The sequence below is a fragment of the Clostridioides sp. ZZV15-6597 genome (assembly GCF_020657815.1).
GTDB lineage: Bacteria > Bacillota > Clostridia > Peptostreptococcales > Peptostreptococcaceae > Clostridioides.
In genome coordinates this window covers 1-13035 of the sequence record NZ_JAGWCT010000111.1, presented here as the reverse complement: position 1 = coordinate 13035, position 13035 = coordinate 1, and the positions used below count along the sequence as shown (strand labels likewise).

Genomic DNA, 13035 nt, shown 5'->3' with positions numbered 1-13035 from the left:
CGTTAATATGACTATTATTATAAAATTTAATAAAAAATAAGAAAGTAACTTTAAAATACTTATTTTAAAGTTACTTTCTTATTTTTATTTTAGTTTATTTAAAGTTTGTGTTTTAAAGTAATTTAACAAGAAGACTGCTTTTTTCTAAAATAGTAGCGATTTCTTTTGTATCAATTTGTTTAATTGTTTTTATGTAGTTTGGTTTTATAGGATGAGTACCTATGTATTTTTCAAATAACATAACATCATGCCAACTACCAAACTTGTATCCTGTATTATGATAAATACCACATAGTTTGAAACCAAAGTGTTGATGAAGTCTTTCGCTTTTAATATTAGGTGATGTAATGCTAACATATAAGTTTTGAATATTTTGTAATTTTAATATATCTATTATTGAATTATAAAGAGCTATGCCTATTTTACAACTGACAAACTTTTCGTCAACATAAATTGATAATCCAGCATTCCATTGATAAGCAGTTCTTTCATTATGTTCATGAGCATAAGCATATCCAACAATTTTTTCGTCAATTAAACATACTAGATATGGATATTTTGAACAAATTGTTTTTATTCTATTTTTAAAATCACTAATATTTGGTACATCGTATTCAAAAGTAATTGCTGTATTAGTGATATATGGTGTATATATTGCTAATATTTCTTCAGCATCTGTTTCCTTTGCCAATCTGATTTTAACTTTTCCCATAAATATCATCTCCAATGTAGTAAATATAATAGTTTTTATTTTATAATGTTCAAGTTTAAATGTGAAAACATATTATGTACTTTATTATATTTTATATCAAAAGCTATATAAGGGAAAGTTATGTAACCAAATGTACAAAAATATATGGCAAAACGTTCTATGACTTTTGAACTCTTTGAAACAAAGCAGGGGTAGATGAATTTATCAACGAAGAGTATAGCTTATTTTAGTCATTAAAATTTCTTAAAAAATTATCTATATTATCCTGTGATATTTTCAAACTATTGTAATCATTTTTTGTAACTGATTTCATAATCAATTTGTCAAAAAATTTCATTTTCTCTAATCTAGCTTCACCACCAAATACACTTATTGATTTTGCACTCTTTAATAATGATGATGGGAAATTGCTTGATAGATATTTATCCGTTTGCTCAGAGAATGCGCAACAAAGAAAGATTCCAACTTTCTTTTGGTTTAACAACTCTATATTATCATTACAGAATGTACGAATTTCTTTTGAAACTGAACCCACATATATTGAACTTCCAATAATAATGGTATCAAATTTTAATAATTCAATTTTACTGTTTTTATCTTTAATATCAACAATAGTAACATTATTTGATAGTCTACTTTTTAATATATTTGCACAGTCTGCGGTACAACCATATTTACTTGAATATATAATAATAGTATTCATATTTTACTCTCCTTTTTGTAAAGCATTTTCTACAGCTTTTCGTATAGTATCACTGCTGTAAGTTGCAGAAGTTATAGCATCTACTTCTAAAGACTGTTGCTTAATAATATTATTTACAATCTTTTCAGCTGGCTTGCCTAAAAGAGTGTCATGTTTCAATATATCAATATCTTTTATTACTCCATTGTTAACTTCGACAGATACAGTAGCTTTTACTAAACCATTATCAGCACTTCCAAGATAAGTACCATTTTTTATTTTAGTAGGATTTATATTTTGTACTACTAATTTTTCTGGTTTCAAATTAACTACAGCTACAATAATAATACATATAAATATAAAAAATAAAACTGTTAATACTTTTAGAATTCTTAAAAATTTATTTTTCTTATTAAGATTTTTGTTGTGAATGCTCATTGTAAATTCCTCCAAGTAAAATATCCACGAAATTGTCTATAAATTGTGGGAAGTTATGTAAAGAATACAATTGATTTTCAACAGCACATAAAACAAAGCCTAATAATGCACTTATAAGCATCCAAGAAGCATTATCTATATTTGGTTTAAATATTTTTTGCTTAATTCCAGTAGCAATAAGTTCATCAAACACCTCTATACCATTATTAGTAGGGGTACTAGCAGTACTTTGAGATGCAAATATAACATTCATTGCACTATACATTATGGCTTTTGTCATTTCTGGATTGCTAGAAAGAATTTTGATAAAAGTAAGCATAATTTCTCTGATTTGTTTATCTACTGAAAATGATGAGTACTTATCCATAACAGCAATAGAATTATTTTCTATTTTATTATAAAGTTCATTAGCCATATCACTAATAATGTGTGCCTTATCTTTGTAATAAAGATAAATAGTGGTTGGAGAATATTCTATTTTTGTAGCAATCTTTCTAATTGATAAATTTTCATATCCATCCTGGTTGATAATTTCAATGGCAGCATCCATAATTTTTTTCTTCATTTCTATTTTTTCATTTTTACGTCTTTCTTTGATACCCATATAATCACCTCTTTAACTTAACAGTGTTAATTTAATTTATAATGTTATTGTATATTTTATTTTTTAGTTTGTCAACAATCTATTAGTAATATAGAATTACTATTCTTTATATGTTAGTACAGTGTTACATATTTAATTAAGTTATTCTTAAAGCAAATTAATTTAAAGCAACTTAATTTGCTTTTGTAAAATAATTTAGGATATTAAAATTGATTAGAGTCTTTTTAGGCGAATACTTACTATTTTGATAAATGATATTAAAGAAAAAATTTTTTATGTTAAAAAGATATATTGGATTTATTCTATGTTGATTTGGATAATATTAAGATAAAAAAGATAGTATTTATCTAATAATTGATTCTTATATAGGATTGAAAAATGAAGATTTATTACAGGGTATCTGAATGTTTCCCATAATTATAAAAACAAAAAAGAGTGCTATAGCACTCCTATTGTGAGAAATATATATGAAATTCATTTTTGCATTAATGCAAAATGTACATATAACAAAGTTTATTTTTTATATTTACTTTATATAATAGTATATTAATATTAACTGAATATTTATCATAATTAGTAAAAAAGAAAAAGGAGTGATTTTACACTCCAGTTGTCAAAAATCTAAAGCTGTCATCGCAATATTCTTATTATAACATAATTTATGAGAATGTGTGAATATATTTAAGATTAAAAAAATATTCTTGATATAACTAAAATTATATTAAAAAATGTAATGAAGAGATATTAATATAAAAAAATTAAGACAAGGTATTTATAAATTATATAAATGAGAAAAGTGTTATAGTTAAAAAAAGTATTATCAATTAATAATTTTACGAATTTTTAAATAAAAATAGACAATAAAAATTATATGGTAGAATCACATAAAAATTTATCAAATTAGATGAAAATAAACATGTTTTTGTCTAGTTGTGCATTTTAGATTGCCACTTATGTGTTATATATTGAATATTAAGAATATTTGTGATATTTTTATAAAATAATGATTATTTTTTTTTAATGAAGATGAATGATTTATATGCATTTAGATTTTCATTATTATGGGACATATACATGAGATAAAATCTAATTAAGGGAGTGAAATGTTATGAAAATATGTATTACAGTAGGACATAGTATTCTAAAAAATGGGGCATGTACTTCTGCTGATGGATTAGTTAACGAATATCAGTATAACAAGTTATTGGCGCCAATATTAGCAGATATATTTAGAAAAAAAGGGCATACAGTAAGTGTAATAATATGCCCTGAAAAACAGTTTAGTTCTAAAAATGAAGAAAAGTCTTATAAAATACCTAGAGTTAATGCTGGAGAATATGATTTACTTATAGAGTTACATTTAAATGCAAGTGATGGTCAAGGAAAAGGCTCAGAAGTGTTATATTATAGCAATAAAGGCTTAGAATATGCAACTAGAATATGTAATAAATTAGGTATGGTATTCAAAAATAGGGGAGCTAAATTAGATAAAGGATTGTATATTTTAAATAGTTCAAAACCTACAGCTATATTAATAGAAAGTTTTTTTTGTGATAATAAAGAGGATTATGAGAAAGCAGAAAAACTTGGACATGAGGGCTTGGCTAAGTTAATCGTAGAAGGTATATTAAATAATAATATAAAAAGTGAAGATATCAAGAAGATTAAACATACAATAGTTTATAGTGGAGATGATAGAGTTTCAGCAGAAATAATAGGATTATATTATAAAAGAAAAGACGAAAGTTATTTAGTAATAGATATAAAAGATTATAAGCCATATAAAACAGAGAATCTGTATGTTATTGGCGGAGGTGCTTGTAGCAAGATGAAAGAAATGAGTAAGACCACAGGAGAAAAATTTACACAAATATATGATAGTGATGTGTGGTCAACAATGGATAAAGCAAGAGCATTTATAAAAGAAAAAGCGTAATTTAAAATTTTTATTAAATTAAATATTTAGATAAGAAGAATTTTATATAAAATTCTTCTTATTATTTTTGATAAATTAAATTTTATGCCAAACCACATTCACATAATAAAATCATAATTCTATGAAGACAAGACTCCACAATATCTTCTCCATATTTTTTAATAAAATCATCAATCTGAGTTTCTATAAATGAATAGTATTCTTTCAAACTAACAATGTATGCAGTCATTATATGAACACATTCATCAACTTTGTCTTTAAACACAATACATCCCCCTAAAAAATAAAAATATTCAGTAAATAAAATAAATTATTTTATTTGAAAATATATATGTATAATACTTCGCTTTAATATATTTTACAAGTGTATATGTAAAACTGGATATTACAATTGTAAAACTGGTTGAATTATTATTCAATTCATTTTTTATTTACAATTATCAATAAGCACTTAGATGTCATACTAAATAATTATTGGTTTTTGTAAACATCATTATTGAAGTATTGCAAATCTTATCATCATCTTTTTTTATTAAATAGATAAATTAATAAAAATCCAATTCCAGTTCCAATTATTATTCCTATCATAGTATCTATCACTAATTTTTTTAATATAAAAGCTATTAAAAATACTATGAATAAACCAAATATATATCCCAAAAAGTGTGTTGAAAGTTTTCTTTTCATATAATCACCAACTTATATTAGTTTTAATCTACTTAATAAAAGTATAGCAAAAATTTTAAGAAGAGAATAGTTGCTAATTTTTTATATATTCAAAAATTTCCTCTATACTTACATTGAATACGTTAGCAATGTCAAATGCTAATTTTAATGAAGGGTTATATTTTCCGTTTTCAAGATTTCCTATAGTTTCTCTTCTTACTCCTACTAATGATGCCAGTTCATCCTGTTTCATGTTATATTTTGCTCTATATTCTTTAGTTCTTGAACGAATCATCATTATTCTAGTCCTTTTCCTTCTTTGTATTGTAAATATGCAAAAATTGCAACAAAGCTAATCATTGCTATAGAAAAACTTATTCCTAGACCATTTTCAATAGTAGAAATATTATCTGAAATGATGGATAAAACCATTGCTATTGATAGTGATGAAAGTGTAAAGAAAAATGCTGGCACAGCTGCTTTTCTTAAGTTTTCTCTAAATAATTCATCTGGCATAATATTAAAGTATCTAAAAAAAACAAAGAAAGCACAAAAACTAATAGTTCGTATTTCTCCAGCGTATATTCCAGCTAGTCCTAAAAAACCTAAGAAACCTAAAAATCCTAGTTTATTTAATTCTCTAAAATTTTTCATTATTAACAACTCCTTTCCTAAATGTTATATATTTTTAACTTCTTGTTAAAAATATATAACATTTAGTGCTTATTTGCAACATAAAAATTAAATTTAACAAAAAAAATATTTTTTGGAAATTATATTTATAAAATAATTGCAAAAGAGTTTCCTTAAATTGAAGCTAAAAGTTAGAACTAAAAATTGTAATTAATTTTGGAACTGTAAAATGAGATATGATTTTTATAGAAATAAATAAAAAACGCAAAAACTTAAATAAAGATTTATATAGAATAAAAATATAAACCCTTAAAAATAGGCTATATGTTAGGTATAATACTATTTGAGTATTTCAATGTTTTGATAGTTTTATATGTAAAGTTAATTAAAGGTATTAATTGTAATATTTATGATATTGTTGTATAATAATAATCGGTTTAAACGTGCCACATTTTATTAAAGTTTGTTTATTATTTGAGCATGCTTTAATGAGACACATAAAAATATAATAAATTCTTTTAAACTACAAACAGAGTTTTTGTAGTTAGTAAATCAGGTGTTTGAAAGGTTCTAGTTGATTGACATGTTATAATAAATAACTTAAAATCATAACTAAACTTAACATCTGTACTTGTTCGAGAACTCCAAGTATAAAAAACTAAGGAATTATATAGTGGCAGTATATAATTAATACCCTTAGACACACCTTTTTGAAAGTGGAAAAAAGATGTGTAGTTCTCCTCGACCACAAATCAAGGAGGATAGTAATATGGAAAAAAGAAAAGTAATAATTGATTGTGACCCAGGAATTGATGATTCTTTGGCAATCCTTCTGGCTTTAAACTCACCAGAGCTAGAAGTACTTGGAATTACCACATGCTGTGGTAACGTACCAGCAAATGTAGGTGCAGAAAATGCACTAAAAACACTTCAAATGTGTTCTTCACTAAATATTCCAGTATATATAGGAGAAGAAGCACCACTAAAAAGAACACTTGTAACAGCTCAAGATACACATGGAGAAGATGGTATAGGAGAAAATTTTTATCAAAAAGTGACAGAGGTTAAAGCAAGAAATGGAGCAGTAGATTTTATAATAAATACTTTACATAATCATGAAAAAGTATCTATAATAGCACTTGCACCACTTACAAACATAGCTAAAGCACTTATGAAAGATAAAAAAGCCTTTGAAAATCTTGATGAATTTGTATCTATGGGAGGAGCATTTAAAATTCATGGAAACTGTTCTCCAGTAGCAGAGTTTAACTATTGGGTAGACCCACATGGAGCGGATTATGTTTACAAGAATTTATCTAAAAAAATTCACATGGTATGTTTGGATGTAACTAGAAAAATTGTACTTACTCCTAATATTATTGAGTTTATAAATAGACTTGATGAAAAAATGGCTAAGTATATAACTGAAATCACTAGATTTTATATTGATTTTCATTGGGAACAAGAAGGAATAATAGGTTGTGTAATAAATGACCCTCTAGCAGTAGCATATTTTATAGATAGAAGTATATGTAAGGGATTTGAATCATATGTAGAAATTGTGGAAGATGGAATAGCTATGGGGCAATCTATAGTAGATTCATTTGATTTCTACAAAAAACATGCTAATGCGATTATTCTAAATGAGGTTGATGAAAAGAAATTTATGTACATGTTTTTAAAAAGACTTTTTAAAGGATATGAAAACATTATAGACTCTGTGGAAGGAGTGATATAGTGTGAAAAGAAAAATATGTGTCAAAACTATTACACTTATAGCCTTTGGTATTTCTATAAATATAGTAGGTGCATTTATAGCTATGGGACTAAGATTACCTATATATTTAGATTCAATAGGAACTATAATGATAGCTTCACTTTTGGGACCTAAATATGCTGTTATTACAGGTGTGTTTGGAAGTTTAATAAGTGGGGTTACATTTGATGTATATTCTCTTTATTTTGCACCAGTCCAGATATCAACAGGATTACTTGCTGGTATTGCTTTTAAAAAGAAATTCTTAACTGGTCTAAAAACTCCATTAGGAGTATTGTTATTTGCCATACCAACATCTATAGTAAGTTCAGTAATTTCAGCTTTTTTGTTTGGAGGTGTTACATCATCTGGTTCTTCTTATATAGTTCAAATTTTAAAAGTACTAGGGTTTGGAGATGTATTTAGTGTGTTTATAACTCAAGTGTTCACAGATTATACAGATAAATTAATTGCGGTTGTTTTGGTAAATTTAGGACTAAATGCAGTTCCAAAGACTTTAAAAGTATCATTAACTGGAGAAAGATAGGAGAGAATATGGATAGATATAGTGAGATAATAAATAAAAATCAAAGAGAAATAGTTTTACTAAAAAGCTTTCCATGTATATGGGGAAGATGTTCTTTTTGTGATTATATAGATGATAATTCTAATTTGGAAGAAGAAATGAACAAATTAAATTTTGAAGTTTTAAAAAATATAACTGGAACATATGGAGTTCTTGAAGTCATAAATTCCGGTAGCTGTTTTGAAATACCTAAAGATACTTTAGAGAGAATAAAGAAGATTATAAAAGAAAAAAATATAAAAAAACTATTCTTAGAAAGTCATTGGTCCTACAAAAATAGACTAAAGGAAATGAGAGATTATTTTGAAATACCTATAATATTTAAAATTGGGGTTGAAACATTTGATTATGATTTTAGAAATAATTTTTTAAATAAAAATGCAAGATTTAAAACTCCAGAAGAGGTAAAAGAATATTTTGATTCACCTTGTATTATGGTTGGAATTAAAGGACAGACTAAAGAAATGATAGATAATGATATAGATATTATTTTAAATACTTTTGAAAAAGCAACTGTGAATGTTTTTATAAACAATTCTTCTAAAATAAAAAGAGATGAAGAGCTGGTTAAATGGTTTATTAATAAGTATGAATTCTTAAATGAAAATCCAAATATAGAAGTTTTGTACAATAATACAGACTTCGGTGTAGGAGATTAGTAAGGTTTTCTAAAGAGATATTATGTTGTAGTAAATCTTAATTTAATTTAAATTTTAAATTGAAAAATTTAGTATATTTTTGAAAAAGCTTCTGATAGTTAGAAGCTTTTTTTTATATAATTTTATGTTACAATAAGAAAAAAGGAACTAAGGAGTAAATAAATGATGCTTAGTAGGGAAAAATGGGATAAATTGGAATATACCGAATTTTTAGAGTATATGAAATCTATGCAAGATATTAAGTATAGAGATTTTAATAAGAAACTTATACCAGGGACAGAAAATATAATAGGTATTAGAATTCCCAATTTAAGAAAGTTGTCAAAAGAAATAAGTAAAGGTAACTGGAAAGAATTTTTAGAAGTAGCAGAAGATACTTATTATGAAGAAGTTATGTTACAAGGTATGGTGATTGGTAATATAAATAGTAATTTTGAAGAAATTTCATATTATATAAAAAAGTTTGTACCTAAAATAAGTAATTGGGCAATTTGTGATGGATTTTGTTCTGGACTAAAGAGTACAAATAATTATAAAGAATACATGTATGATATACTAAAAAAATATGTTTGTTCAGAAAATCTGTGGGAGATTAGATTTGCATTAGTTATGTTTTTAATATATTATGTTGATGATGAATATATTAAAGATATCTTTGAATACTGTAACAATATACAAAGTGAAGAATATTATGTTAAAATGGGTATGGCATGGCTATTATCAATTTGTTTTGTTAAGTATGAAGAAGAAACACTTCTTTATATAAAAAACAACAATTTAGATGATTTTACTTATAATAAAATGTTACAAAAGATAATTGAATCAAACAGAGTAGATTTAGAAAAGAAGAATATAATAAGAAATATGAAAAGAAAGACAAGAAGATATTGACGGAGGAGTATTAATGAATAATGAAGAAAGAATTGATAAATTTTTAGAGCTTCAAAATAAAGGAATAAAATTTACAGAGATAGCTCAAAATTTAAAAATTAGTCAAAGTACTTTAAGAACTTTTTTAAATAAAAAAGGATATAAGTCAGAAAAAGGTAAATACATATTAAAAGACGAATTAAAGTATAAAGAAGATTTAGATAAAGAAAAAACTAAGGAAGATAACATTAATAATATAAAAAAGGTAAGCACCAAAAAGAAGAAATCTAATGAAAAGGTTTTAGATAAGAGTATTGAACAAATTGAGTTTAACGACACAGATTTAAAAAATACAAAGGTAAGAAAAAATATTAAACCTAAAAAAGACAGAAAAATAAATATAACTCAAGAAGATTTAGATAAGCTTTGTGAAGTGTATGATTGGTATTTAGAAGTGAAGGATTATAATATAAAACCTAAAAAAATATCTAATAAAAAAGATGTACATATAGATAATGAATCTTTAAGTGAATTAAAAACAACAAGAATACGTATAGATAAAGAAACTTGGAGTGACTTTGAAAGATTATGTAGCAACTCAAATTTTGAAAAACACCAAATACTTACACAAGCATTGAAGGAATTCATGAAAAAATATAAAAATCTACTATAAAATACTACTATATGAGGTGCTTAATATGAATAAAATAGTAAAAAAATTAATTTTTTTAATGATTATATTAACAATATTTATTTTTACACTGACTGCATGTAAAAGGGAAAAAGAACATTCTGATTCAGTTGAGATTCAAGCAGAAGACAACAATGAAGTGACAATAGATAAGGACAATGCAAAAGTATTGAATATAGGAGCAACAGATATTATAAATATAGCTGAAGATGGAAAAATAGATACATCCACAAAGATAGAAAATAATTCAACATTTAATATATCAAATGTTGAACTAATATATAATGAATACGATGCAAATAAAAAAATTACTTCATCTGATAGTAAATCTCTGTTAGATATGACTTTAATGCCTGGAAAAGTAGCTTATGTAGAATGTGGACATAAAACTTTTGCTAAAAGTGTAGAAGTCTATGCATATGAATATGAAGCAGAGGGTAAAATTGTATATGTTAATTTAAAAAAAAATACTATTGATATAAGAAATAATAAGATTAAGCTAGAAAATAGTAGTCAGTATGAAGTATTATCTACTTCAGAACTTAAAAAAGTAAATGAGTCAAAAGAGGGAATCACATATCAAATAAAAGTAAAGAATTCATCATCAAAAGATTTGGGGAATATTATCCTTAAGACAGCGGAAGTTAATGATAATGGAGAATACTTAACAGTAAGTCGTGTACCATCATACAAAGTTTTAAAGGCTTCAGAAGAAACAGATATAGATATAACATGTTCAACAAAAGCAAAGAATGTTGAAATAGTAGGATATACTTATGATGATATAAAAGAAAAGGCAAATGTAGATATTGATTTGAAATCTCATAAAGTCAAGATAGACAAATAAAGGTAGGGGATATTTATGAAGGTTTTGATAGTTGAAGATAATAGGGTGCTTTTAGAAAGTGTAGTAGAAGAACTTAGTACTCATTTTGAAACTGAAAAATGTGAAGATGGAGAAGAAGCATTATATTTAATAAATCAAAATATATATGATTTAGTTATCTTAGATTTAATGCTTCCTAATATAAATGGAATTGATATTTTGAAGAAAATGAGAATCAATAATATAGATACACCTGTACTTATATTGACCGCCAAAGAAGCATTAGACGATAAAGTAGAAGCATTTACTATAGGAGCCAATGATTATTTGACAAAACCTTTTTATATGGAGGAACTAGTAGCAAGAGTATATGCCATATTGAGGACTAATGGAAAAATAAAAGAAAGAAATGGATTAGAATTTAAATCTTTATATCTGGATACATTAGAAAAAAGAGTGTATATTGAAAAAGAAGAAATAAAACTTCAAAATAAACAGTTTAACTTATTGGAATATTTTGTTTTAAATAAAGGTTCGATTCTATTAAAAGAACAGATTTATGATAGAATATGGGGAATTGATTCAGATGCAACTATTGAAATAGTAGAGGTATATGTAAGCAATCTGAGAAAAAAACTAAGTAAATATGGATATGATAAATATATTAAAACTAAGCGTAAAGTAGGATACATATTCGATGATAAATAAGAATGTATTCACCAGCACTAAAAACCATTTAATAAAAATGTACATTGTTGTAGTGGGTAGTTTTTTAATAATATTTTCTATATTTATATATTCATATTTTAGAGGTCTTACATATAGTGGAATTGATAGTGAAATCAATGATGAACTGGAGTATATAGTTTCTCAATTTAAGAGAACCTCATTTTTAAACCCAATAAGACTTAAAGACCCTAAAGATATGGTATATGTCTATGAAGATGACAGAATAAGTTACTATACTCAAAATGAATATTTTGATGAATTACTTCCAGACAGAAGACTAGATAAGAAAAATACATTTTTTAAATATACAGAAAATGGTTATACATTTAGAGAATTAAATGTGGATATGGGCAGATATCAGATACAAATAATCAGAAACATTGACTCAGAGATGAATTCTTTAAAACAGTTGACATCTGTACTTATAATTGGAATACTAATTTCTGTTATAATCACGTACTTTGTAGCTGTATATCTTACTCGCAAAGCATTAATTCCAATAGAGACTGCTTGGAGGAACCAAGCTAAATTTATACAAGATGCTTCACATGAGTTAAGGACTCCAATAACAATAGTTTCATCAAAATTAGAAAGTATGTTAAAATCTCCAGAAAATACAGTAAATGATGAAGTTGAAACAATAGCTACTGCAATGAAAGAAACTAGAAGACTTAAAAAGATGATAACAGATTTACTATCTCTTACTAAGGAAGATTCTATTGTTAAAGTTAATTTGGAGGAAATTGATTTAGAAAAATTACTAGAAGAAATATCAGAGGATTATGTAGATATTGCTGAATTTCAAGAAAAAAAATTTACATTTCACTCTGAATTAAAGAATAAAGTTATAATAACAGATAAAAATAAATTGAGACAACTTATATTAATTTTTATTGATAATGCTTTTAAATATACTAAACTAGGTGATGAGATAGTATTAGAATTAAAAGAAGATGTGGAAGATGAAGTAACATTAATTATAAGAGATACTGGTATAGGTATAAAAAAAGAAGAAATACCTTTTATATTTGACAGATTTTTTAGAAGTGAAAATGTGAGAAATAAAGATTTAGAAGGTTCTGGAATAGGCCTTTCAATAGCGCATATGATTAGCTTGAATTTGTCTATTGAAATAGATGTAACTTCTGATATAGGCATTGGAACTACATTTGAAATATCAATACCAAAAAAATTAAAATAATAAAAATATAAAAAATCTGTTTTTACAAATAAAGAATGGGTATACT

Annotated in this window: 17 protein-coding genes and 1 riboswitch; of the genes, 9 read left to right on the top strand and 8 right to left on the bottom strand. The window is 25.2% G+C overall.

The features are described 5' to 3' along the window. Window positions 1–112: 112 nt before the first annotated feature. The 4 genes from KGF52_RS17800 to KGF52_RS17785 all read right to left on the bottom strand — a co-directional run bounded on the left by KGF52_RS17800 (window position 113) and on the right by KGF52_RS17785 (window position 2436). Window positions 113–712 (bottom strand): GNAT family N-acetyltransferase, encoded by a 600-nt coding sequence (locus tag KGF52_RS17800; RefSeq protein WP_227829693.1) that lies wholly within the window; start codon window positions 710–712, stop codon window positions 113–115. Window positions 713–938: 226 nt separating this feature from the next. Continuing rightward, window positions 939–1415 carry a flavodoxin domain-containing protein gene (locus tag KGF52_RS17795; protein ID WP_227829692.1) on the bottom strand — a complete coding sequence of 159 codons (477 nt, stop codon included), beginning with the start codon at window positions 1413–1415 and terminating at the stop codon, window positions 939–941. Window positions 1416–1418: 3 nt separating this feature from the next. Next, window positions 1419–1832 (bottom strand): FMN-binding protein, encoded by a 414-nt coding sequence (locus KGF52_RS17790; RefSeq protein WP_227841089.1) that lies wholly within the window; start codon window positions 1830–1832, stop codon window positions 1419–1421. Continuing rightward, window positions 1807–2436, bottom strand: coding sequence for a TetR/AcrR family transcriptional regulator (locus KGF52_RS17785; RefSeq protein WP_227841088.1), 630 nt, complete (start codon window positions 2434–2436; stop codon window positions 1807–1809). Before KGF52_RS17785 ends, KGF52_RS17790 begins: the two co-directional genes overlap by 26 nt. 1108 nt (window positions 2437–3544) lie before the next feature. On the opposite strand from KGF52_RS17785, the gene KGF52_RS17780 reads away from it, so the two are divergent. Further along, on the top strand, window positions 3545–4372 hold the full coding sequence (locus tag KGF52_RS17780) for an N-acetylmuramoyl-L-alanine amidase (protein ID WP_227841087.1): 828 nt from the start codon (window positions 3545–3547) through the stop codon (window positions 4370–4372). An 82-nt stretch (window positions 4373–4454) separates the two neighbouring features. On the opposite strand, the gene KGF52_RS17775 is transcribed toward KGF52_RS17780, so the two are convergent. The 4 genes from KGF52_RS17775 to KGF52_RS17760 form a co-directional block, all read right to left on the bottom strand. Then, window positions 4455–4637 carry a hypothetical protein gene (locus KGF52_RS17775; RefSeq protein ID WP_227828398.1) on the bottom strand — a complete coding sequence of 61 codons (183 nt, stop codon included), beginning with the start codon at window positions 4635–4637 and terminating at the stop codon, window positions 4455–4457. 254 nt (window positions 4638–4891) lie between these two features. Next, on the bottom strand, window positions 4892–5059 hold the full coding sequence (locus KGF52_RS17770) for a succinate dehydrogenase (RefSeq protein WP_227841086.1): 168 nt from the start codon (window positions 5057–5059) through the stop codon (window positions 4892–4894). A 73-nt stretch (window positions 5060–5132) separates the two neighbouring features. Then, window positions 5133–5333: a helix-turn-helix transcriptional regulator gene (locus tag KGF52_RS17765; RefSeq protein WP_227841090.1), complete on the bottom strand. Its 201-nt coding sequence runs from the start codon at window positions 5331–5333 to the stop codon at window positions 5133–5135. 2 nt (window positions 5334–5335) lie between these two features. Continuing rightward, entirely contained in the window at window positions 5336–5692 is a 357-nt protein-coding gene (locus KGF52_RS17760) for a DUF3796 domain-containing protein (RefSeq protein WP_227841085.1), read from the bottom strand. Between the two features lie 603 nt (window positions 5693–6295). Continuing rightward, window positions 6296–6339: riboswitch (PreQ1 riboswitch) on the top strand. 101 nt (window positions 6340–6440) lie between these two features. Here KGF52_RS17760 and KGF52_RS17755 point away from each other — a divergent pair. The 8 genes from KGF52_RS17755 to KGF52_RS17720 all read left to right on the top strand — a co-directional run bounded on the left by KGF52_RS17755 (window position 6441) and on the right by KGF52_RS17720 (window position 12989). Beyond that, window positions 6441–7409, top strand: coding sequence for a nucleoside hydrolase (locus KGF52_RS17755; protein ID WP_227828400.1), 969 nt, complete (start codon window positions 6441–6443; stop codon window positions 7407–7409). 1 nt (window position 7410) lies between these two features. Then, on the top strand, window positions 7411–7974 hold the full coding sequence (locus tag KGF52_RS17750; RefSeq protein ID WP_227828401.1) for an ECF transporter S component: 564 nt from the start codon (window positions 7411–7413) through the stop codon (window positions 7972–7974). An 8-nt stretch (window positions 7975–7982) separates the two neighbouring features. Further along, window positions 7983–8672: a radical SAM protein gene (locus KGF52_RS17745; RefSeq protein WP_227828402.1), complete on the top strand. Its 690-nt coding sequence runs from the start codon at window positions 7983–7985 to the stop codon at window positions 8670–8672. Window positions 8673–8834: 162 nt separating this feature from the next. Next, complete coding sequence (locus KGF52_RS17740; RefSeq protein ID WP_227828403.1) at window positions 8835–9563, top strand: DNA alkylation repair protein; 729 nt, start codon at window positions 8835–8837, stop codon at window positions 9561–9563. 13 nt (window positions 9564–9576) lie between these two features. After that, entirely contained in the window at window positions 9577–10215 is a 639-nt protein-coding gene (locus KGF52_RS17735) for a DNA-binding protein (RefSeq protein WP_227828404.1), read from the top strand. Window positions 10216–10240: 25 nt separating this feature from the next. Next, window positions 10241–11080, top strand: a complete 840-nt coding sequence (locus tag KGF52_RS17730) for a hypothetical protein (protein ID WP_227828405.1) — start codon at window positions 10241–10243, stop codon at window positions 11078–11080. 15 nt (window positions 11081–11095) lie between these two features. Next, window positions 11096–11767 (top strand): response regulator transcription factor, encoded by a 672-nt coding sequence (locus KGF52_RS17725; protein ID WP_227828406.1) that lies wholly within the window; start codon window positions 11096–11098, stop codon window positions 11765–11767. Then, window positions 11757–12989 (top strand): sensor histidine kinase, encoded by a 1233-nt coding sequence (locus KGF52_RS17720; protein ID WP_227841084.1) that lies wholly within the window; start codon window positions 11757–11759, stop codon window positions 12987–12989. The genes KGF52_RS17725 and KGF52_RS17720 overlap by 11 nt, the downstream gene beginning before the upstream one ends. Window positions 12990–13035 lie beyond the last annotated feature (46 nt).

Excerpts from the sequence above, each read along its gene's own strand:
- KGF52_RS17800 (WP_227829693.1), bottom strand. The coding sequence starts at position 712 with ATGGGAAAAGTTAAAATCAGATTGGCAAAGGAAACAGATGCTGAAGAA.
- KGF52_RS17795 (WP_227829692.1), bottom strand. The coding sequence starts at position 1,415 with ATGAATACTATTATTATATATTCAAGTAAATATGGTTGTACCGCAGAC.
- KGF52_RS17790 (WP_227841089.1), bottom strand. The coding sequence starts at position 1,832 with ATGAGCATTCACAACAAAAATCTTAATAAGAAAAATAAATTTTTAAGA.
- KGF52_RS17785 (WP_227841088.1), bottom strand. The coding sequence starts at position 2,436 with ATGGGTATCAAAGAAAGACGTAAAAATGAAAAAATAGAAATGAAGAAA.
- KGF52_RS17780 (WP_227841087.1), top strand. The coding sequence starts at position 3,545 with ATGAAAATATGTATTACAGTAGGACATAGTATTCTAAAAAATGGGGCA.
- KGF52_RS17770 (WP_227841086.1), bottom strand. The coding sequence starts at position 5,059 with ATGAAAAGAAAACTTTCAACACACTTTTTGGGATATATATTTGGTTTA.
- KGF52_RS17765 (WP_227841090.1), bottom strand. The coding sequence starts at position 5,333 with ATGATTCGTTCAAGAACTAAAGAATATAGAGCAAAATATAACATGAAA.
- KGF52_RS17760 (WP_227841085.1), bottom strand. The coding sequence starts at position 5,692 with ATGAAAAATTTTAGAGAATTAAATAAACTAGGATTTTTAGGTTTCTTA.
- KGF52_RS17755 (WP_227828400.1), top strand. The coding sequence starts at position 6,441 with ATGGAAAAAAGAAAAGTAATAATTGATTGTGACCCAGGAATTGATGAT.
- KGF52_RS17745 (WP_227828402.1), top strand. The coding sequence starts at position 7,983 with ATGGATAGATATAGTGAGATAATAAATAAAAATCAAAGAGAAATAGTT.
- KGF52_RS17740 (WP_227828403.1), top strand. The coding sequence starts at position 8,835 with ATGATGCTTAGTAGGGAAAAATGGGATAAATTGGAATATACCGAATTT.
- KGF52_RS17735 (WP_227828404.1), top strand. The coding sequence starts at position 9,577 with ATGAATAATGAAGAAAGAATTGATAAATTTTTAGAGCTTCAAAATAAA.
- KGF52_RS17730 (WP_227828405.1), top strand. The coding sequence starts at position 10,241 with ATGAATAAAATAGTAAAAAAATTAATTTTTTTAATGATTATATTAACA.
- KGF52_RS17725 (WP_227828406.1), top strand. The coding sequence starts at position 11,096 with ATGAAGGTTTTGATAGTTGAAGATAATAGGGTGCTTTTAGAAAGTGTA.
- KGF52_RS17720 (WP_227841084.1), top strand. The coding sequence starts at position 11,757 with ATGATAAATAAGAATGTATTCACCAGCACTAAAAACCATTTAATAAAA.